Annotated in this window: 17 protein-coding genes; 5 read left to right on the forward strand and 12 right to left on the reverse strand. The window is 64.6% G+C overall.

The features are described from left to right. Positions 1-27 precede the first annotated feature (27 nt). The gene (locus E5554_RS19945; protein WP_029547694.1) at positions 28-762 is read right to left on the reverse strand and encodes a phosphatidylserine decarboxylase; all 735 of its coding nucleotides are present in this window, start codon (positions 760-762) and stop codon (positions 28-30) included. Between the two features lie 203 nt (positions 763-965). On the opposite strand from E5554_RS19945, the gene E5554_RS19950 reads away from it, so the two are divergent. Then, complete coding sequence (locus E5554_RS19950; RefSeq protein WP_004211167.1) at positions 966-2,186, forward strand: NADP-dependent isocitrate dehydrogenase; 1,221 nt, start codon at positions 966-968, stop codon at positions 2,184-2,186. 119 nt (positions 2,187-2,305) lie between these two features. Then, positions 2,306-3,919 (forward strand): bifunctional GNAT family N-acetyltransferase/carbon-nitrogen hydrolase family protein, encoded by a 1,614-nt coding sequence (locus E5554_RS19955; protein WP_048937837.1) that lies wholly within the window; start codon positions 2,306-2,308, stop codon positions 3,917-3,919. A 54-nt stretch (positions 3,920-3,973) separates the two neighbouring features. On the opposite strand, the gene glmS is transcribed toward E5554_RS19955, so the two are convergent. The 3 genes from glmS to glmU form a co-directional block, all read right to left on the reverse strand. Continuing rightward, positions 3,974-5,797: a glutamine--fructose-6-phosphate transaminase (isomerizing) gene (glmS, locus tag E5554_RS19960; RefSeq protein ID WP_136187848.1), complete on the reverse strand. Its 1,824-nt coding sequence runs from the start codon at positions 5,795-5,797 to the stop codon at positions 3,974-3,976. Positions 5,798-5,913: 116 nt separating this feature from the next. Continuing rightward, positions 5,914-6,777, reverse strand: coding sequence for a metallophosphoesterase (locus E5554_RS19965; protein ID WP_136187849.1), 864 nt, complete (start codon positions 6,775-6,777; stop codon positions 5,914-5,916). Further along, positions 6,774-8,066 (reverse strand): bifunctional UDP-N-acetylglucosamine diphosphorylase/glucosamine-1-phosphate N-acetyltransferase GlmU, encoded by a 1,293-nt coding sequence (gene glmU, locus E5554_RS19970; RefSeq protein ID WP_247594452.1) that lies wholly within the window; start codon positions 8,064-8,066, stop codon positions 6,774-6,776. Before glmU ends, E5554_RS19965 begins: the two co-directional genes overlap by 4 nt. A gap of 154 nt (positions 8,067-8,220) precedes the next feature. Between glmU and E5554_RS19975 the strand changes: the two genes are divergently transcribed. The 3 genes from E5554_RS19975 to E5554_RS19985 all read left to right on the forward strand — a co-directional run bounded on the left by E5554_RS19975 (position 8,221) and on the right by E5554_RS19985 (position 10,941). Continuing rightward, complete coding sequence (locus tag E5554_RS19975; protein ID WP_210729777.1) at positions 8,221-8,889, forward strand: HAD family hydrolase; 669 nt, start codon at positions 8,221-8,223, stop codon at positions 8,887-8,889. Continuing rightward, positions 8,886-9,647: an enoyl-CoA hydratase-related protein gene (locus E5554_RS19980; RefSeq protein WP_136187852.1), complete on the forward strand. Its 762-nt coding sequence runs from the start codon at positions 8,886-8,888 to the stop codon at positions 9,645-9,647. The genes E5554_RS19975 and E5554_RS19980 overlap by 4 nt, the downstream gene beginning before the upstream one ends. 142 nt (positions 9,648-9,789) lie before the next feature. Further along, the gene (locus E5554_RS19985) at positions 9,790-10,941 is read left to right on the forward strand and encodes a GGDEF domain-containing protein (protein WP_136187853.1); all 1,152 of its coding nucleotides are present in this window, start codon (positions 9,790-9,792) and stop codon (positions 10,939-10,941) included. Here the strand turns inward: E5554_RS19985 and E5554_RS19990 are convergent. From E5554_RS19990 to E5554_RS20025, 8 genes are all read right to left on the reverse strand, one after another. After that, positions 10,917-11,192, reverse strand: a complete 276-nt coding sequence (locus tag E5554_RS19990; RefSeq protein WP_136187854.1) for a hypothetical protein — start codon at positions 11,190-11,192, stop codon at positions 10,917-10,919. The two genes, E5554_RS19985 and E5554_RS19990, sit on opposite strands and share 25 nt — an antisense overlap. Positions 11,193-11,286: 94 nt before the next feature. Continuing rightward, positions 11,287-12,687 carry a dihydrolipoyl dehydrogenase gene (lpdA, locus tag E5554_RS19995; protein WP_136187855.1) on the reverse strand — a complete coding sequence of 467 codons (1,401 nt, stop codon included), beginning with the start codon at positions 12,685-12,687 and terminating at the stop codon, positions 11,287-11,289. A gap of 107 nt (positions 12,688-12,794) precedes the next feature. After that, complete coding sequence (gene odhB, locus E5554_RS20000; protein WP_004211157.1) at positions 12,795-14,042, reverse strand: 2-oxoglutarate dehydrogenase complex dihydrolipoyllysine-residue succinyltransferase; 1,248 nt, start codon at positions 14,040-14,042, stop codon at positions 12,795-12,797. 8 nt (positions 14,043-14,050) lie between these two features. Continuing rightward, the gene (locus E5554_RS20005; RefSeq protein WP_004211156.1) at positions 14,051-16,846 is read right to left on the reverse strand and encodes a 2-oxoglutarate dehydrogenase E1 component; all 2,796 of its coding nucleotides are present in this window, start codon (positions 16,844-16,846) and stop codon (positions 14,051-14,053) included. 98 nt (positions 16,847-16,944) lie between these two features. Beyond that, positions 16,945-17,829: a succinate--CoA ligase subunit alpha gene (gene sucD, locus E5554_RS20010; RefSeq protein WP_004211155.1), complete on the reverse strand. Its 885-nt coding sequence runs from the start codon at positions 17,827-17,829 to the stop codon at positions 16,945-16,947. Positions 17,830-17,928: 99 nt separating this feature from the next. After that, positions 17,929-18,891, reverse strand: a complete 963-nt coding sequence (gene mdh / locus E5554_RS20015; RefSeq protein WP_136187856.1) for a malate dehydrogenase — start codon at positions 18,889-18,891, stop codon at positions 17,929-17,931. A 316-nt stretch (positions 18,892-19,207) separates the two neighbouring features. Further along, the gene (gene zapE, locus E5554_RS20020) at positions 19,208-20,320 is read right to left on the reverse strand and encodes a cell division protein ZapE (RefSeq protein WP_004211152.1); all 1,113 of its coding nucleotides are present in this window, start codon (positions 20,318-20,320) and stop codon (positions 19,208-19,210) included. Beyond that, positions 20,317-20,778, reverse strand: coding sequence for a PaaI family thioesterase (locus E5554_RS20025; RefSeq protein ID WP_010337482.1), 462 nt, complete (start codon positions 20,776-20,778; stop codon positions 20,317-20,319). The genes zapE and E5554_RS20025 overlap by 4 nt, the downstream gene beginning before the upstream one ends. Position 20,779 lies beyond the last annotated feature (1 nt).

Here is a 20,779-nt window from a genome sequence, read left to right on the forward strand (position 1 = left end):
GCCCGCGCGGAACGGCGCGACGCCGCCTCACTGCTGGATGCCCGCAATCACGCGGCGATCGCCGATCTGGCCCAGGATCGTCTCGCCCGCGACGGTACGCTGGCCCAGGATCACGCGCGGCGCGGTGCCGGCGGGCAGATAGACGTCGACGCGGCTGCCAAAGCGGATGAGGCCGATGCGCTGGCCGGCGGCGACCATGTCGCCCGGCTTGACGAAGGGCACGATGCGGCGCGCGACAAGGCCGGCAATCTGGGTGAAGCCGACGCGCAGGCCGTCATGACGCTCGACCAGGATATGCTGGCGCTCATTATCCTCGCTCGCCTTGTCGAGATCGGCGTTGAGGAACTTGCCCGAAATATAGGTGACGGCCTTCACCGTGCCGCCGATCGGGGTACGGTTGATATGGACGTCGAACACGCTCATGAAGATCGACACACGGATCAGCGGCTGATCGCCCAGGCCATCAGGGCCGGCCATCTCGCGCGGCGGCGGCACGCGCTGGATCAGCGTCACCAGGCCATCCGCCGGGGCGATGATCGCGCCTTCATCCTGCGGCACGGCGCGGATCGGATCGCGGAAGAAGGCCAGCACCCAGATGGTGACCATCAGCATCAGCCAGCCGATGATTTCCCAGCCCATCACGAAGAACAGGCCGGTGATCGCAGCCGCGATCGCGCCGAACTTCACCCCTTCGGGATGGACCGAGGGGAAGCGCCATTTGACATTGCCGCCTGCGGCAATCGTGATCTCGTCATTTTCCATGGGCATGTCTTTAGGGGGAGACATTGATCCTGACAACGACGATCCCCGTCCTTGGCTCCCGGCATGAACGCGCATCGCACAACAGTCTTGCGCATGCATCGCATGATCGGCCGGAAATCCGGCGCTGGACGGTTGAACATTGGCGGCGCAGGCCGTAGGGCGTCCCCATAATTCCACCCAAGAGAAGAAGGCGAATAGGCGCTATGGCGAAGATCAAGGTGAAAAACCCCGTCGTGGAAATCGACGGCGACGAAATGACCCGCATCATCTGGGAATGGATCCGTGAGCGCCTCATTCTCCCCTATCTCGACGTCGACCTGAAATATTATGACCTGTCGGTCGAGAAGCGCGACGAGACCAGCGACCAGATCACCATCGACGCGGCCAACGCGATCAAGGAATATGGCGTCGGCGTGAAGTGCGCCACCATCACCCCCGACGAAGCGCGCGTCGAGGAATTCGGCCTCAAGAAGATGTGGAAGTCGCCCAACGGCACGATCCGCAACATCCTGGGCGGCGTCGTGTTCCGCGAACCGATCGTCATCAAGAATGTCCCCCGCCTGGTTCCGGGCTGGACCGACCCGATCGTCGTCGGCCGTCACGCCTTTGGCGACCAGTATAAGGCCACCGATTTCAAGGTGCCCGGCGCCGGCACGCTGACCATGAAGTGGGTCGGCACCAATGGCGAGGAACTCGAATATGAAGTGTTCGAATTCCCCAGCGCCGGCGTTGCCATGGGCATGTACAATCTCGACGAATCGATCCGCGATTTCGCCAAGGCCAGCTTCAACTATGGCCTGAACCGCGGCTGGCCCGTCTATCTGTCGACCAAGAACACCATCCTCAAGGCCTATGACGGCCGCTTCAAAGATCTGTTCCAGGAAGTGTTCGACGCCGAATTCGCCGACAAGTTCAAGGCGGCCGGCATCGTCTACGAACACCGCCTGATCGACGACATGGTCGCTTCGGCGCTGAAGTGGAGCGGCAAGTTCGTCTGGGCCTGCAAGAATTATGACGGCGACGTCCAGTCGGACACCGTGGCCCAGGGCTTCGGTTCGCTCGGCCTGATGACCTCGGTCCTGCTGTCGCCCGACGGCAAGACCGTGGAAGCCGAAGCCGCGCACGGCACCGTCACCCGCCACTATCGCCAGCACCAGCAGGGCAAGGCGACCTCGACCAACCCGATCGCCTCGATCTTCGCCTGGACCCAGGGCCTGTCGTTCCGCGGCAAGTTCGACGATACGCCGGACGTCGTGAAGTTCGCCGAGACGCTGGAGCAGGTCTGCATCAAGACCGTCGAAGGCGGCGCGATGACCAAGGATCTGGCCCTGCTGATCGGCCCGGATCAGGCCTGGATGACCACGGAGCAGTTCTTCGAGGCGATCCGCGTCAATCTGGAAGCCGAAATGGCCAAGTGGGCCTGATAAAGGCTTTTTCCCGGAACTGATCGCTTCCTGAAGCTTTCAATACGGAAACGGAACGAGGCGGCGCCGCATCCCGGCGCCGCCTTTTCCTTTTCGGATTGATGCGACGGGAGCAAAGAATGACCACGACAGCCAAGAAGCGCCTGGAAGTCCGGGCGGCGGTGCCCGGCGATGTGCGCGGCATCCAGCGGCTGATCGCCCGCGCCTATCCCGGCATGCCCAATTATTCGCTGGCCACCATCCGCGGCCAGATCAACAATTTCCCCAATGGCTGCTTCGTCGCCCTCTATGACAGCAAGGTCGTGGGCTATTGCGCCACCATGCGCGTCAGCAAGGCGATGGCCTTTTCCCATCATGACTGGGAGGAGATCACCGCCAACGGTTTCGGCACCCGCCACAGCGCCGCGGGCGAATGGCTTTACGGCTATGAGATGGCGGTCGATCCCAAGCTGCGCGGGCTGCGCATCGGCCAGCGCCTCTATGACGAGCGCAAGGAACTGGCCGAGGAACTGGACCTGCACGGCATCGTCATTGCGGGCCGCATGCCCGGCTATGCCCGCGCCAAGCGCCGCGCCGGCAGCCCGGCCGACTATCTGGAAAAGGTGGTCAGCGGCAAGCTGCGCGACCAGGTCATCAGCTTCCAGTTGAAGAACCAGTTCGAGCCGCTGGGCGTGCTGGAAAATTACCTGCCCGAAGACAAGCAGTCGGACGGACATGCCGCGCATCTGGTCTGGCGCAACCCCTATGTCGACCCGGACGAGGCGCCGGAAATGCGGGTGCCGCGCGGCGTCGAAAGCGTCCGCCTCGCCACCTGTCAGCTCCAGGCGCGCGCGGTGAAGGATTTCGACGAGTTCGTCCGTAACATCGAATATTTCGTCGACGTGGCGGCGGATTACCGATCGGACTTCATCGTCTTTCCCGAACTGTTCACCCTGCCCCTGCTCTCGTTCGAGACCAAGAAACTGTCGCCGATCGAGGCGATCGACCGGCTGACCGGCTATACCCCGCGCCTGACCAAGGAACTGACACGGATGGCGCTGGAATATAATATCAACATCATCGGCGGGTCGCACCCCACCCGCGCCGACGATGGCGACATCCAGAATATCGCCTATGTCGCGCTGCGCGACGGATCGGTCCACACCCAGGAAAAGATCCACCCGACCCCCAACGAGGCCTTCTGGTGGAACATCAAGGGCGGCGACGCGCTCGACGTGATCCAGACCGACTGCGGCCCGATCGGCGTGCTGATCTGCTATGACAGCGAATTTCCCGAACTGGCCCGCCGACTGGTCGACCAGGGCGCGCGCATCATCTTCGTCCCCTTCTGCACCGACTCGCGCCTGGGCTATATGCGCGTGCGCTATTGCGCGCAGGCCCGCGCGATCGAGAATCAATGCTATGTCGTGATGTCGGGCAATGTCGGCAATCTGCCGAACGTCGACAATATGGACATCCAATATGCCCAGAGCGCGATCCTGACGCCGTGCGACCTGCCCTTCGCCCGTGACGGCATCGCCGCCGAGGCGAGCGAGAATGTCGAGACGCTGACCATGGCGGACGTGAACCTGGCCGACCTCAGCTGGGCGCGGGCCGAAGGCACGGTCCGCAACCTGCGCGACCGCCGCTTCGACCTTTATCATATCGACTGGGACAGCAATCCCGACCACAGCCACGCGCCCAGCGGTGGCCCGGTGCCGGCCGGCGGCCATAATTCGCCCGGCGGCGGCTGATCGAAGCGCGAGCAGCCAAGACCCCTGCCATCATGATGGCAGGGGCGGCCCGGCTCACTCCACCGTGACGCTCTTTGCCAGGTTGCGCGGCTGATCCACATCCGTGCCCTTGAGCACGGCGACATGATAGGCGAGCAGTTGCACCGGCACGGCATAGACCATCGGCGCGATCAGCGGGTGGACCTTGGGCATGGTGATGGTGGCGAGGCAGCCTTCGCCTGCCGCCTGCACCCCGTCATAGTCGGAAATCAGCACCACCTTGCCGCCGCGCGCCTGCACTTCCTGCATGTTGCTGACGGTCTTTTCGAACAAGGGGCCGCTGGGCGCGATGCAGATCACCGGCACCAGTTCGTCGATCAGCGCGATCGGGCCATGCTTCATCTCGCCGGCCGCATAGCCCTCGGCATGGATATAGCTGATTTCCTTGAGCTTCAGAGCGCCTTCCAGCGCCAGCGGATAGTCGGTGCCACGGCCGAGATACAGGACATCGCGCGCCGGCACGATATGATGGGCCATCGCCTCGATCGCCTCGTCATAGGCGAGCGCGCCGTTGATCGCAGCGGGCGCTTCGGCGAGATGGCGGACGATTTCCTTCTCGTCCTTGGCGCTGAGCTTGCCCTTGGCCCGCGCCAGATTGGCGGCAAAGGCGGCCAGCACGGCCAACTGGCAGGTAAAGGCCTTGGTCGAGGCGACGCCGATTTCCGGGCCGGCATGGGTCGGCAGCAGCAGGTCGGCCTCGCGCGCCATCGAACTGGTCGGCACATTGACGACGACGGCGATCTTCTGCCCCTGGGCGCGTGCATAGCGCAGCGCAGCAAGCGTGTCGGCGGTCTCGCCCGACTGGCTGATGAACAGGGCCAAGCCGCCCTCCTCCATCACCGGTTCCCGATAGCGGAACTCGGAGGCGAAATCCAAATCGACCGGCACGCGGGCGAACTGTTCGAACCAGTAGCGCGCGACCATGCCGGCATAGAAGCTGGTGCCGCAGGCGACGATGGTGACGCGGCGAATGGTCGACAGGTCGAAATCCGGGATCGGCAGCGATACGCGATCATCCATCCGCTGCAGATAGGCCTTGAGCGTCTGGGCCACGACGACCGGCTGCTCATAGATTTCCTTCTGCATGAAATGGCGATGATTGCCCTTGTCGATCATCGCGCCGGACACGCCGCTGATGGTAACCGGGCGTTCGACTGGGTTATTGTCCTTGTCGAAAATCTCGGCACCGTCCTTGGTGATGACGACCCAGTCGCCTTCCTCCAGATAGGCGATGCGCTGGGTCAGCGGCGCCAGCGCGAGCGCGTCGGAGCCGAGGAAGGTCTCGCCATCGCCATAGCCCACGACCAGCGGCGAGCCGAGGCGCGCGCCGATCAGCATGTCGGGATGACTCTTGAACAGGATGGCCAGCGCGAAGGCGCCGTGCAGGCGCGGCAGTACCTGCGCAACGGCCTCCTTCGGCGCCACGCCCTGCTCCACCAGTTCGCTGACCAGATGGGCGACCACTTCGGTGTCGGTCTGGCTGTCGAAGGTGCGGCCGCGCCCAATCAGTTCGTCGCGCAGCGGCTTGAAATTCTCGATGATGCCATTGTGGACCAGCGCCACTTCGCCGGTCGCATGGGGGTGCGCGTTGCTGGTGGTCGGTGCCCCATGGGTGGCCCAGCGGGTATGGGCGATGCCGGTGGTGCCGGGCAGCGGCGAGGCGGCCAGTTCCTTGACCAGATTGTTGAGCTTGCCCTCGGCCCGGCGGCGATCGATCCGGCCGTCATGCACGGTGGCGACACCGGCGCTGTCATAGCCGCGATATTCCAGCCGCTTGAGGCCATCGACCAGCCGCTCCGCGACCTGATCCTTACCAATAATTCCGATGATACCGCACATGGTGGAAAGCCCCGCCGAACCAGATTAGTCAGATAGCGTCCATATAGGACAGCTTTGTCGCCATGCCATTAATGCCGGTCAGGCGACAGCGCCATGGCTGAGCCATGAAAAGAATGTCATCGTGGCCGGATGGTGATCAGCCAGATGTCGGGCGGCGCCAGCATGCGGAAAGGCAGGCCGCTGGTGCCCACGCCTCCGGACACGATCATCGCCTTCCGCCCATCCTGATAGCGGCCGCAGGCATAGCGGGTGCCATAGCGGGAGGGGACATAGACGATTCCCGCAAAGGGCAGCGCGACCTGACCGCAATGGGTATGGCCGACCAGGGTCAGCGACGGCGCATCGGGCAGCAGCGGGAAGACATCGGGCCCGTGCGACAGGATGACCGGCGCGCCGCCAATGTCCTGCATCGCCTTCAGCGTATCGGGTATGTCGGGCTTGCGGGTATAGATATCCTTGAGCCCGCCGATCGCCAGCGGCCCGCGCCGCACCGCGCCATCCTGCACCAGGGTGATGCCCAGATCGGCAAAGGCGCGCTGCCAGTCATCGGCGCTCAGCGCCACCCGGTTCTTCCTGCTGCGACTGTCATGATTGCCCAGCACCGCGACCACGCCCATCGGCGCGCGCAGCCCGGCAAAGGGGGCGATCGCGTGGCGCGCATCATAGGTCGCGCCCCATTTATTGTCGCCGATATAGTCGCCGCCCAGCAGGATCAGGTCGGGCTTGAGGCCGTTGATCCGGGCCACGATCCGCGCCATCCGCGCCGGGCTGTTGTCCGGCCCGGACAGATGGGTGTCCGTCAGCAGCGCGACCTTGATCGGCTGCTGCGACGCGCCCGCCGGGAAAGGCAGCACGACATCGGCGCGTCGCACGACCGGCATGGCGCGCGCATTCATCAACAGCCAGAGCGGCCCTGCCACCGCGATCAGCAACAGGAGCAGCAGAGCGGAGAGAAACGGCCGGCGCCGGATGAAGCTCAAGCCTTCGCCTTCCGCTCGCGCATGCGGGTGCGGAACGCCGCCGCCCAGCCCGGCTTGCTTTCCTGTTGCGGGCGGACCAGACACAGCGCGTCGGCCGGAACCGGCTTGGTCACGACGCTGCCCGCCGCGACGATCGCGCCATCGCCGATCGTCGCCGGCGCAACCAGCGCGCTGTTGGAGCCGATGAAGGCCCCCGCGCCGATCTGCGTCTTGTATTTGAAGAAGCCGTCATAGTTACAGGTGATGGTGCCCGCGCCGATATTGGCCGCCGCGCCGACGCTGGCGTCGCCGATATAGGACAGGTGATTGACCTTCGCCCCTTCGTCGAGGCGCGCCTTCTTGATCTCGACGAAATTGCCGACCTTCGCCTTGGGGCCGATATCGGCGCCCGGACGCAGGCGGGCATAGGGGCCGATATCGGCGCCGCTGGCGATGGTAGCCCCCTCCAGATGGGAGAAGGCATGGATGACGACATTGTCGGCGATGGTGACACCCGGACCGAAGACGACATTGGGTTCGACCGTCACATCGCGGCCCAGCACCGTGTCGTACGAGAAGAAGACGGTCTGCGGCGCGACCAGGGTCACGCCCTCGCGCATCGCCTCGGCCCGGCGGCGGTCCTGCCACACGGCTTCGACGCCGGCCAGTTCGGCGCGGCTGTTGACGCCGGCCACTTCCCACGCTTCCGTCTCGATCACGGCGCTGTTCGCACCGGGCAGCATGATGATGTCGGGCAGATAATATTCGCCGGCCGCATTGTTGTTGCCGATCTGGTCGAGCAGCACGAACAGGTCGCTCGCCCGCACCGCCATCAGGCCGCTGTTGCACAGGGTGACGGCGCGCTCGGCCTCGCTCGCATCCTTAAACTCGACCATCTTCTCGATGATGCCCTGGCCATCGGCGATGATCCGGCCATAGGCGGCGGCATCATCCGGGCGGAAGCCCAGCACCACCGCGCGCGGCTCGTCGCCCCGGCTCAACCGATCGAGCATCGCCTTCATCGTCGCGCCGCTGACCAGCGGCACGTCGCCATAGAGGATCAGCACGTCGCCGGCGAACCCCGCCAGCGCATCATGCGCCTGCGCCACGGCATGACCGGTGCCAAGCTGCTGTTCCTGCACGGCGATGGCGACGCCGCTGCCCTCGACCGCCTTTTCCACCTGCTCGCGGCCGGCGCCGACCACGACCACTTGCCGCTCGGGCAGCAGGTCCGCGACGCTGGCAAGCAGGTGCAGCAGCATCGGCCGCCCGGCGATCGGGTGCAGCACCTTGTGCGTGCCGGACTTCATCCTTGTGCCCTGCCCGGCGGCAAGGATGACGACTGCTAGGGGGCGAGGTGCGGTCACGGCGAGCGCGTCCTTTTCGTTCAAGTGGTCTGGAATATCACGGCTCTCTGCCATGTTTGCCTTGCCATTGCCACCGCCGACGCGGCATGGCGATGCCATGGCACGCTTATCCTTCGACATTGTCGGCTTCGACCTCGACGGCACCCTTCTCGACACCAGCGGCGATCTGGCCGCGGCGGTCAATTATGCGATCGGCACGATCGGCCGAGCCCCCTTCCCGGTCGATTCCATCCGGCCCTTCGTCGGCAAGGGGGCCAAGGTGATGCTGCAGCGCGCGCTCGACGCGTCGGGCGGCTATGACGAAGCGATCCTCGACCAGACGCTGCCGATCCTGCTCGATTATTATGAACAGAATCTAGCGCTCCATTCCCTGCCCTATCCCGGCATGATGGCGATGCTGGATGCGCTGGCGGAGCGCGGCGTGAAGCTCGCCATCTGCACCAACAAGGCGGAGCGCTTCACGATTCCCTTGCTGCACCAATTGGGCCTATTCGAACGCTTCGCCTCGGTCGTGGCCGGTGACACGGTCGGCATTGCCAAGCCCGATCCGGCGCCGATCCATGCGATGATCGAGCGGGCCGGTGGCGGCCGCGCCATCTTCCTGGGCGACACGATCAACGACATTGCCGGCGCGCGCAATGCCGGCATTCCCAGCATCGCGGTCAGCTTCGGCTTCCTCGACGGCCCGGTCGAAAATCTGGAGGCCGATGCGGTGATCCACCATTTCGACGAGTTGGTGCCGATGCTGGAAGCCTGGCCGGCATGAGCTTGCGCCTGGAGCGGGACGGCGCGATCGCCCGGCTGCTGATCGACCGGGCCGATCGCCGCAACGCCATGACCCAGGCGATGTGGGAGGCGATGCCCCATCTGGTCGCCGATGCCATGGCCGATGCGGACATCCGCGTGCTGATCCTGGCCTCGGCGACGCCCGGCCTGTTCTGCGCCGGCGCCGACATCAACGAATTTGCCGCCTGCTCGGGCGACGCTGACTGGCGCGCCGCCAATCAGGCCGCGATCCGCGCCACCCAATATGCGCTGGCCCATGCCGAAAAGCCGGTGATCGCGGCGATCGACGGCGATTGTGTCGGCGGCGGATGCGGGCTGGCGATCGCCTGCGACCTGCGCATCGGGGCGCCCACCGCGCGGCTGGGCATCACCCCGGCCAAGCTGGGCATCGTCTATTCGCTGTTCGACACCCGCCTGCTGGTCGATCTGGTCGGGCCAGCACGAGCCAAGCGCATCCTGTTCACCGGCGCGCTGCACGAGGCCGATGCGGCCCTTGCCATCGGCCTGATCGACGAGATTGCGGCCGATCCGCTGGCCGCCGCCGACGCACTGGCCCGCAAGATTGCCGCCAACGCCCAGCATAGCGTGCGCGCGTCCAAGGCGATGGTCCGCCGCATCCTCGACGGACAGGCGGATGACGACATGGTGACGCTGGAGATGTTTCGCGACGCCTTCACCTATCCCGACTTTGCCGAAGGGGTCGCGGCGTTCCGCGAGAAGCGGAAACCGCGTTTCTGATCCAGGTTAGGCAGTTTCCCGCTCGGCCCGTCGCAACCGTTACGCTCTCTTAACCATCGACATTTACCGGAAAATGCAGGATGGCGCTCCTGCATGACGCGACGTCATGCCGCCATGCTGCACAAAGGATCGGTCGCACTTCGTGGGTGAGAATTTCGCCTTCTTCCTGCCCATCATGATGGCCAGCTTCGGCGTCGCCTTCCTCATCGTCTGGGGCTGGGGCGCGCGGGAAGCGGGCTGGTGGAGCGGCGCCTTCTTCAGCGTCGCTATGGGTTTTGCCGTGCCGGTCGCGTTCGACTTCCTGCCGACGGACCTGTGGGGCATCGTCGCCGACACCGCCTTTGCCACCGGCTTCCTGCTGTTCAGCCAGGCATTGCTGACGCGCTGGCGCCCCAATTGGGTGCTGGGGCTGCGCATCGCCATCTGGGCGATATCGATCCTGCTCTGCAGCTTTGCGGTGATGCAGGACATCGTCCCGCTGGAACTGGTGTCGTCCGACTTCGGCTGCTTCCTGCTGATTTCCATTCCGCTGATCGCCGGGCGCGGCCAGCTTCGCGGCTGGCCCGATCGCGCCCTCTATGCCGCCGTCACCCTGGTGGCGCTCGACAATCTGCTGCGCGGCAGCAGCGTGTCCTTCACCCTGCCCGGCGGCGTAGCGTTCCGCGACAGCCAATATGCCTTCCTGATGCAGGCGCTGGCCTGCATGTTCGGCCTGTTCCTGGCCCTCTCCGCGCTCGCGGCGGCCATGCAGGATGTGCTCACCCGTTATCGCCATGATGCCCATGTCGATCCGCTGTCGGGCCTGCTCAATCGCCGCGGGTTCGAGGAAGCGGTGGCGCGCCATGATGCCAGCGGCAGCCTGATCGCCTGCGACATCGACCATCTCAAGCGGGTCGACGACGCCCATGGCCATGGGCTGGGCGACCGGGTGATCGTCGCGCTGGCCGATGCGCTGCGGGCGCTGGCCCCGGCCGATGCCGTCATCGCCCGCTTCGGCGGCGAGGAGTTCATCCTCTTCCTGCCCGGCGCAGACCCCGCCATGGCGACCGGCATAGCCGACGCGATCCGGCTGCGCTTTGCCGAACAGGCGGCAAGCCGGCTTGGCCTGCCCGGCCCGCTCACCGCCAGCTTCGGCCTCACCAGCCTGCACCGCGCCGACCGCTCGATCCATGACGCGATCGCCCGCGCCGACAGCGCGCTCTATGAAGCGAAGGAAAAGGGCCGCAACCGCGTCGCCATTCGGCCCGCGCTGGCGCCCGCCGGCGATGCTCAGTCGAGCCGCGCCATCGCCTGAAGAAAAGCGTCGCGCGCGGCCTGGCGCTTGAGCCGCCGGCGTCGCAGCAGGATCGCGACCGCGCCGAAGGGCAGGCACACCGCCAGTCCCAACGCCGTCTGCGGCAATATCTGCAACGTCATTTCGAGATGGCGAACGATCGCGATGATGTCGGCCAGCGCGGTCAGCACCGAAAAGATGATCCATAGCGCAAAGAACAACCGCTCAGGATTGGCCGACGGCACCGACTGGCTGGAGGGAAACTGGTTCATGCGCGTCCGATAGAACAGCGCGCGTCCTTCCCCAAAAGAAAAAGGCCCCCGCTTGGCGGAGGCCCCTTCCCTTATCCTGCGATAGCGCAGTCGATCACATGTGGATCGGCTTGCCGGTCACGGCCATCGCCGCTTCCTTGATCGCTTCGCTGTGCGTCGGATGCGCGTGGCAGGTGTAAGCGATGTCTTCGCTCGATGCGCCGAATTCCATGGCCTGCGCCGCCTGTGCGATCATCGTGCCGGCGACGGTGGCGATGATCCACACGCCCAGCACCTTATCGGTTTCGGCGTCGGCGATGATCTTCACGAAGCCGTCGGGCTCGTGATTGGTCTTGGCACGGCTGTTCGCCATCATCGGGAACTTGCCGACCTTGACGGCGCCACGTTCCTTGGCGGCTTCCTCGGTCAGGCCCACGCCCGCGATTTCCGGCTTGGTGTAGACCACCGAGGGGATCACGTCGTGATTCACGATGCCGGTCAGGCCGGCGATATTCTCGGCGACGGCAATGCCTTCGTCCTCGGCCTTGTGCGCCAGCATCGGACCGGGGATGACGTCGCCGATCGCCCAGACGCCCGGAACCTTGGTGCCGAACTCATGATCGGTCTCGATCTGACCGCGCGCGTTCAGCTCCAGGCCGATCTTGTCGAGGCCGAGGCCCTCGGTGTTGGGACGACGACCGATCGACACCAGGACAACGTCGGCCTCGATCTTCTCGGCTTCGCCACCAGCGGCGGGTTCGACGGTCAGGGCCACGCCCGACTTGCCGACTTCGGCGCCGGTCACCTTGGTGCCGAGCTTATATTCGAAGCCCTGCTTCTTGAAGATCTTGTTGGCTTCCTTGCGGACTTCGCCGTCCATGCCGGGCAGGATCTGGTCGAGATATTCGACCACGGTCACCTTGGCGCCCAGGCGCTTCCACACCGAACCCAGTTCCAGACCGATGACGCCGCCACCGACGACGACCAGATGGCCCGGAACCTTGTCCAGTTCCAGCGCGCCGGTCGAATCGACGATCTTGCCGCCCGCATTGTCCACGGCCACACCCGGCAGCGGGGCGACCGACGAACCGGTGGCGATGACGATGTTCTTCGCCGTCACCTTCTCGCCATTCACTTCGACAGTGTTGGCGCCGGTGAAGCTGGCCAGGCCCTTGAGCCAGGTCACCTTGTTCTTCTTGAACAGATATTCGATGCCGCCGGTCAGGCCCTTGATGGCATCGACGCGCTGGCCCTGCATGGTGGGCAGGTCCAGGCTCATCTTGTCGATCTTGACGCCCAGCTTGGCGAGCGCGCCGTTGGCGGCCTCGTCATAGAGTTCCGAGGCGTGCAGCAGGGCCTTGGACGGGATGCAGCCGACGTTGAGGCAGGTGCCGCCCAGCGTCTCGCGGCTTTCGGCGCAGGCGGTCTTCAGGCCCAGCTGCGCAGCGCGGATCGCGGCGACATAGCCACCCGGACCAGCACCGATAACCAGGACGTCATAATCGAAATCGGACATGGGGTTTTCCCTTCTCCAGTCATGCCAGCCAAACTGGCATCGCTCTGCCCCAAATCAAGGGCAAGAGGCGCCCCGGCCGAAGCCGGGGCAACAATAAATGGTGATTATTACAGGTCGATCAGCAGACGGGTCGGATCCTCAATCGCGTTCTTGACCGCGACAAGGAAGGTCACCGCTTCGCGACCGTCGATCAGACGATGGTCATAGCTGAGCGCCAGATACATCATCGGGCGGATCACGATCTGACCGTTGCGGACGACCGGACGGTCCTCGATGCGGTGCAGGCCCAGAACCGCCGACTGGGGCGGATTGATGATCGGGCTGGACAGCAGCGAACCGAACACGCCGCCGTTGGAGATGGTGAAGGTGCCGCCCTTCATATCTTCCATCGTCAGCTTGCCTTCCTTGGCCTTCTTGCCGAAGCCGCCGATGGTCTTTTCAATGGCAGCGACGCTCAGGCTTTCCGCATTGCGGATGACCGGAACGACCAGGCCGGTCGGGGCCGAGACGGCGACCGAGATGTCGGCGAAGTCGTTATAGACGATCTCGTCGCCTTCGATCTGCGCGTTGACGCCCGGAATGTCCTTCAGCGCCATGCAGACGGCCTTGGTGAAGAAGCCCATGAAGCCCAGACGGACGCCATGCTTCTTCTCGAACAGATCCTTGTACTTGGCGCGCGCCTCGATGACGTTGGTCATGTCGACGTCGTTGTACGTGGTCAGCAGGGCAGCGTTGTTCTGCGCTTCCTTCAGACGCTTGGCGACGGTCTGGCGCAGGCGGGTCATCTTGACGCGTTCCTGCTTGCGGCTGGGGCCAGCGGCCGGCGCATCGGCGGCAGGCGCCGATGCCGGGGTCGCGGCAGCCGCCTTGGCAGTGCCGGCGGCGACGGCGGCCATGACGTCGTCCTTGGTCAGACGGCCGTCCTTGCCGGTGCCCTTGATCTTGCTCGGGTCAAGACCATGCTCCAGCACCAGGCGGCGGACCGCCGGCGACAGGGTCAGGCTGCCGCCCTCTTCGTCGTCCGATGCAGCCGGGGCCGAAGCGGCCGGCGCGGGTGCAGCGGCTTCCGCCTTGGCGGCGGGAGCAGCGGCAGCAGCCGGCGCGGCGGCAGCGGCACCGCCTTCGTTCACATAGGCCAGCAGCGCGCCGACCTCGACCGTGTCGCCTTCCTTGGCGACCAGATCACCCATGACACCGGCGACCGGCGAGGGCACGTCGACCGCGACCTTGTCGGTTTCCAGGCTGACGATCGGCTCGTCGGCCTTGACCGCTTCACCCGGCTTCTTGAGCCACTGACCGACGGTGGCTTCGGTAACGGATTCGCCCAGCGTGGGGACTTTGACTTCGGTTGCCATGTGCTTTCTCAGCCTTTCTTCTGGCGACGGATTTCTTCACGAACGCTGTGACCCAGCGCATCGGCGACGAGGGCGCCCTGTTCGGACACATGGCGCGAGGCCAGGCCCGTGGCAGGCGATGCCGATGCCTTGCGGCCGGCATAGCGGGCGCGCTTGGGCGCCTTGCCGGCCTTGGCCAGCGCTTCCTCGATATAGGGTTCTACGAAGGACCAGGCGCCGTTGTTGCGCGGTTCTTCCTGACACCAGACGACGTCTTCCAGATTGGTCATGCGCTCGATGCGCGTGGCCAGTGCGTCGGTGGCGAACGGATAAATCTGTTCGATACGGACGATCTGGGTGTTGGCGTCGCCGGCGGCGTCGCGGGCTTCCATCAGGTCGTAGAAGACCTTGCCCGAGCAGAGCACCAAGCGCTTGGTATCCTTGTCGGCCGACCCATTGGGGTCCGACAGGATGCGCTTGAAGTGCGTTTCGCCCAGGAAGTCCTCGGCCTTGCTGACGGCGGCCTTGTGACGCAGCAGCGACTTGGGCGCCATGATGATGAGCGGCTTGCGGAAGGGCCGCAGCATCTGGCGACGCAGCGCGTGGAAGTAATTGGCCGGGGTCGTGATGTTCGCGACCTGGATATTGCCTTCGGCGCAGAGCTGCAGATAGCGTTCCAGACGCGCCGAGCTATGCTCGGGGCCCTGACCTTCATAGCCGTGCGGCAGCAGGCAGACGAGGCCGTTGGACCGCAGCCACTTGGTTTCCGACGACGCGATATACTGGTCGAAGATGATCTGCGCGCCGTTGGCGAAGTCGCCGAACTGGGCTTCCCAGATCACCAGGCTCTTCGGGTCCGCCAGGGCGAAACCATATTCGAAGCCCAGCACGCCATATTCGGACAAAGGCGAGTCCAGCACTTCGAAACGGCCATGCGGCACGGTCGAAAGCGGGATATACTTGGCCTCGGTGTCCTGATCGGTCCAGACCGCGTGACGCTGGCTGAAGGTGCCGCGACCCGAGTCCTGACCCGACAGGCGAACGCCATAGCCTTCCGACAGCAGCGAACCGAAGGCCAGCGCCTCGCCGGTCGCCCAGTCGAAATTGGCACCCGACTTGAACATCTCGGCCTTGGCATCCAGCACGCGCTTCAGCGTCTTGTGGACATTATGGCCTTCGGGAACGGTGGTCAGCGTGCGGCCCAGGCTGTCGAACAGCTTCTGGTTGATCGCCGATTCCACGCTCTGACGCGCGGTTTCGGCATCGGCCGGCTTGTGCAGGCCCGACCAGCGACCGGCGAACCAGTCGGCCTTGTTGGCCTTGTAGCTCTTGGCGGCTTCGAACTCGTCTTCCAGATGGGCGACGAACTCGTCGGTCGAACCGGAAACGAACGCATCGTCCACCACGCCTTCCGCCTTCAGGCGCGCGGCATAAATGTCGCTGACCGGCGGATGCTGACGGATTTCCTTGTACATCAGCGGCTGGGTGAAGCCCGGCTCGTCGCCTTCGTTATGACCGAAGCGGCGATAGCACCACATGTCGACGACGACGTCGCGATGGAATTTCTGGCGATATTCCATGGCGAGCTTGGTCGCAAAGGTCACGGCTTCGGGATCGTCGCCATTGACGTGCAGGATCGGTGCCTGGACACCCTTCGCCACGTCCGACGGATAGGGCGAGCCGCGCGAGAATTGCGGGCTGGTGGTGAAGCCGATCTGGTTGTTGATGATGAAGTGAACGCAGCCGCCGGTGTTGTAGCCGCTGACGCCCGAGAAGCCGAGGCATTCCCAGACGATGCCCTGGCCGGCAAAGGCCGCGTCGCCGTGGATCAGCACGGGCAGAACCTGCTCATGCTTGGTGAGGTCGTCGCGGAAGGTCTGCTGCGCGCGGACCTTGCCCAGCACCACCGGATCGACGGTTTCAAGGTGCGACGGGTTGGGGACCAGCGACATATGGACCTTGACGCCGTCGAACTCACGGTCGGTCGAGGTGCCGAGGTGATATTTCACGTCGCCCGAACCACCCACGTCTTCGGGGTTGGCGGTGCCGCCCGAGAATTCGTGGAAGATGACGCGGAAGCCCTTGGCCATGACGTTGGCGAGGACGTTCAGGCGGCCGCGATGGGCCATGCCGAACACGATCTCGCGCACGCCCGATGCGCCACCATATTTGATGACCGCTTCGAGCGCGGGGATCATGGACTCGCCACCGTCGAGGCCGAAGCGCTTGGTGCCGACATATTTGCGGCCCAGGAACTTCTCATACTGCTCGCCCTGGATGACCTTGGCCAGGATCGCCTTCTTGCCCTCGGGCGTGAAGTGGATTTCCTTGTCCTTGCCTTCCAGGCGTTCCTGCAGGAAGCGGCGCTCTTCAACGTCCGCGATATGCATATATTCAAGGCCGACATTGCCGCAGTAATTCTGGCGCAGGATCGTCACGATCTCCGCGACGGTCGCATACTGCAGGCCCAGCGTGCCGCCCAGGAAGACCTTCTTCGACGCGTCGGTCAGGCCATGATATTCCGGGGTCAGGTCCGCCGGCAGGTCACGCTTGGCCAGGCCCAGCGGATCGAGATTGGCGGCCAGATGACCGCGCACGCGATATGTGCGGATCAGCATCTGCGCGCGGATTGCGTCCTCGGCAGCCGATGCGATATCGGCCTCGGAAACAGCGGCACCCTGCGCCTTTGCAGCAGCCTTCACGGCCACCTGCATCTGCGTCGGGTCCATCGCCCCGGTCAGGTCGTCGGTGTCCGCCAACGGCCAGTTGGGGCGTGCCCAGCTCGGCCCCTGTTCGATCTCGAAATCCTGGTTCTCGTAACCCATCGTCTTGTGTCCCATGCATGCCGCGTGCAGTCGCGGAGCGGGAAAGTGCGGCCGGGGTGCAGCCCGGCCGCGTTTCCATATCATATTTTAAAGGCGGATCAGCCCTTCAGCACTTCCAGCAGGGTCTCGCCCAGCAGGCTCGGGCTGGCAGCGACCTTGATGCCGGCCGCTTCCATCGCCGCGATCTTGCTTTCTGCGTCGCCCTTGCCGCCCGACACGATCGCGCCGGCGTGGCCCATGCGACGGCCCGGAGGCGCCGTGCGACCCGCGATGAAGCCGGCCATCGGCTTCTTGCGGCCCTTCTTGGCTTCGTCGATCAAGAACTGGGCAGCCTGTTCTTCCGCGTCGCCGCCGATTTCACCGATCATGATGATCGATTCGGTGGCGTCGTCGGCCAGGAACAGTTCCAGCACGTCGATGAAGTTGGTGCCGTTGACCGGGTCACCGCCGATGCCGACGGCCGTGGTCTGGCCCAGGCCCGCATTGGTGGTCTGGAACACGGCTTCATAGGTCAGCGTGCCCGAACGCGACACGACGCCGACCGAACCCTTCGAGAAGATGTTGCCGGGCATGATGCCGATCTTGCATTCGCCCGGCGTCAGCAGGCCGGGGCAGTTCGGGCCGATCAGGCGCGACTTCGAACCCGACAGGGCGCGCTTCACCTTGACCATGTCCAGAACCGGGATGCCTTCGGTGATCGCGACGATCAGCGGGATTTCGGCATCGATCGCTTCCAGGATCGAGTCGGCCGCGAACGGCGGCGGAACATAGATGACCGAGGCGTCGGCGCCGGTCTTCGACTTGGCTTCGGCAACGGTGTCGAACATCGGCAGACCGATGTGGGTCGTGCCGCCCTTGCCGGGGGTCACGCCGCCAACCATCTGCGTGCCATAGGCAAGAGCGGTTTCGGTGTGGAAGGTGCCGGTGGCACCGGTCATACCCTGGGTGATGACCTTGGTGTTCTTGTTCACCAGAATGGACATATGTGTCCCTTTATTCTCTGTGGACGTGGCACTTGGGTCTAAAGCGACCCGTCCCAGGCTGCGCACTTACCTGGAACGGGACGGTGCAAGCTGGTTGGCTCAGGCGAGCGAGGGATCGATACCCTTGCAGGCTTCCAGCAGTTCCTTGACGGCGTCGACCGACACCTGGAGGTTGGCCTTGGCTTCGTCGTTCAGCTCGATCTCGATGACCTGCTCGACGCCGTCCTTGCCGATGATGACCGGCACGCCGACATAGAGATTGTCGACGCCATACTGGCCGGTCAGGTTCGCGGCGCAGGGCAGCAGGCGCTTCTTGTCGCCCAGATAGGCTTCAGCCATGGCGATCGCGCTGGTGGCGGGCGCATAGAAGGCCGAACCGGTCTTGAGCAGCGCGACGATCTCGCCGCCGCCCGAACGGGTGCGCTTGACGATGGCGTCGATGCGCTCCTGGGTCGAACGGCCCTGCTTGATCAGGTCGGGAACCGGGATGCCGGCGACGGTCGAATATTCGATCACCGGAACCATGGTGTCGCCATGGCCGCCGAGCACGAAGCTGGTGACGTCCTTGGCCGAGACGTTGAATTCTTCCGCCAGGAAGTGGTTGAAGCGCGAGCTGTCCAGAACGCCGGCCATGCCGACGACCTTGTTTGCGGGCAGGCCCGAAAATTCGCGCAGCGCCCAGACCATGGCATCCAAGGGGTTGGTGATGCAGATGACGAAGGCGTCGGGGGCGTTGGCGGCGATGCCCTCGCCCACGGCCTTCATGACCTTGAGGTTGATGCCCAGCAGGTCGTCGCGGCTCATGCCCGGCTTGCGGGCGACACCGGCGGTGACGATGATGACGTCCGCGCCCGCGATATCGGCATAGTCGTTGGAACCGGTGATCTTCGCATCGAAGCCTTCGACCGAGGCGCACTGCGACAGGTCGAGAGCCTTGCCCTGGGGAACGCCTTCGACGACGTCGAACAGGACGATGTCACCGAGTCCTTTGAGAGCCGCGAGATGCGCGAGCGTGCCGCCGATACTGCCAGCGCCAATGAGCGCGATCTTCTTACGGGCCATATGCAATCATCCTCCAAGATGTGAACTCTGGAATTGTCAGTGCGCCTACGCCCATATTGTGGGGGTTTCAACCAAACAAAGCCCCCTGCAGCAAATTATCTTTGCAATTCATTCGCAGTTGCATTAGAGGCTTTTTCACACCCTGTCGCTCCTGGTCTCCTACCCTGGACCTAGAGCCTTCCCTGCAGCGGTAGCCTGCCGGATGCTTCCCAAGTGGAAGCATCCGGTCTGTTTTTCCGTAAGAAAGTTGCGCCCTGATGAACGTCGACGCAAGCGGCGATAGGGCGAAATGCGCGCACGACGGGGTGCGCCGCGCTTATTTGGGGCCGTGGCCCAGCGCGAGATAATCGTCGGACTGCATCTCCATCAGCCGAGACACGGTCCGCTCGAATTCGAACGCCCCATCCCCTTCGGGATAGAGTCGCATCGGCTCGGCATCGGCCGAGGCGAGCAATTTGACCTTATATTCGTAGAGCGAGTCGATCAGCGTGACGAAGCGCGCCGCCTCGTTGCGCTTCTCCGGCCCCAGCACCGGAATGCCGACGATGATGACCGTATGATATTTGCGCGCGATCGCCAGATAGTCGGGCGCGCCGCGCGCCTCGACGCACAGCCGCTTGAACGAGAAGACGGCAACGCCCTTCAGGCTCTTGGGCACATGCATGGTGCGCCCGCCCTGAACGACGATCTCCTCCGAGGGCACCTTGGCCCGGTCCTCGACCGAAAAGTCGGTCAGGCGGAAAAAGGCCTCCGACAGCGCCCTGGTCGCCTCCGGCCCATTGGGCACATGCCACAGCTTCGAGTCGCCCAGGCGGTCGCGGCGATAATCGACCGGCCCGTTCAGCGTCATCACGTCCAGCTTGGCCTTGATGAGGTCGATGAAGGGCAGGAAGAGCTGGCGGTTGAGGCCATTCTTGTAGAGTTCGTCCGGCTCGCGGTTGGAGGTGGTGACGATCGTCACCCGCTTTTCCAGCAACCCCGTGAACAGCCGCGACATGATCGCCGCATCAGCCATATTGTTGACGACCATCTCGTCGAAGCAGAGCAGCCGCGCCTCTTCGGCCAGCGACTCGACCACCGGCGGGATCGGGTCGCCCGACTCGGACTTGCGCGCCTCGGCCAGGCGGGCATGCACGTCGAGCATGAATTCATGGAAATGGGCGCGCTTCTTGCGCTGCACATGGACCGTGTCGAAGAACAGGTCCATCAGCATCGACTTGCCGCGCCCGACCCCACCCCACATGTAGAGGCCGCGCGGCGGCTCGGGCTGCTTGCGCAGCAGCTTCCACAGCGTCGAGCCACGCGCGGGCGTCGCTTCCAGATCATGCTGAAGCTGATCGAGTCGCACGGCGGCGGCCCGCTGGTCCGGATCGGGCCGCAATTCGCCAGCCGCGACCAGCGCATCATAACGGGCGATGACGCTGGTCACTGCGCCTTGGGCGCCTTGCGCAGCGTGGCGGTGGACGCCGCGACCGGCTCGCCCTCCTGGGTGATCAGCATGCGCAGGAACATGAGGCGCCCGGTCTCGCGCAGCAATTCCACCTCGGCCAGCAGGTCGGGACCGACCTTGCCCGCGCCCAGATATTGCATCGACAGGTCGATGGTCACGCCGTTGACCTGGCCCTGATGGCCCATCGCCCAGAGTGCGCCGAAATAGGCATGGTCGGCAAAGGCGGCGAGGAAGCCGCCATGCAGCGTATCGAGCCGGTTGCGGTGGCTGGTGCGGGTTTCCAGCGCGACATGCGCCTTCTTCTCGCCCAGCCCGCGCATATAACCGCGGCCGATGGCCTGAAGGAAGGTGTCGGGATGCGGATCGTGCCAGGCGGTCCAGCCCGACCATTTCCCTTCGTTCAGCGGTCGCCCGCCTGCAACACCGTCGCTGGTCAAC

This window comes from Sphingobium sp. PAMC28499, from assembly GCF_004795815.1.
Classification (GTDB): Bacteria; Pseudomonadota; Alphaproteobacteria; order Sphingomonadales; family Sphingomonadaceae; genus Sphingobium; species Sphingobium yanoikuyae.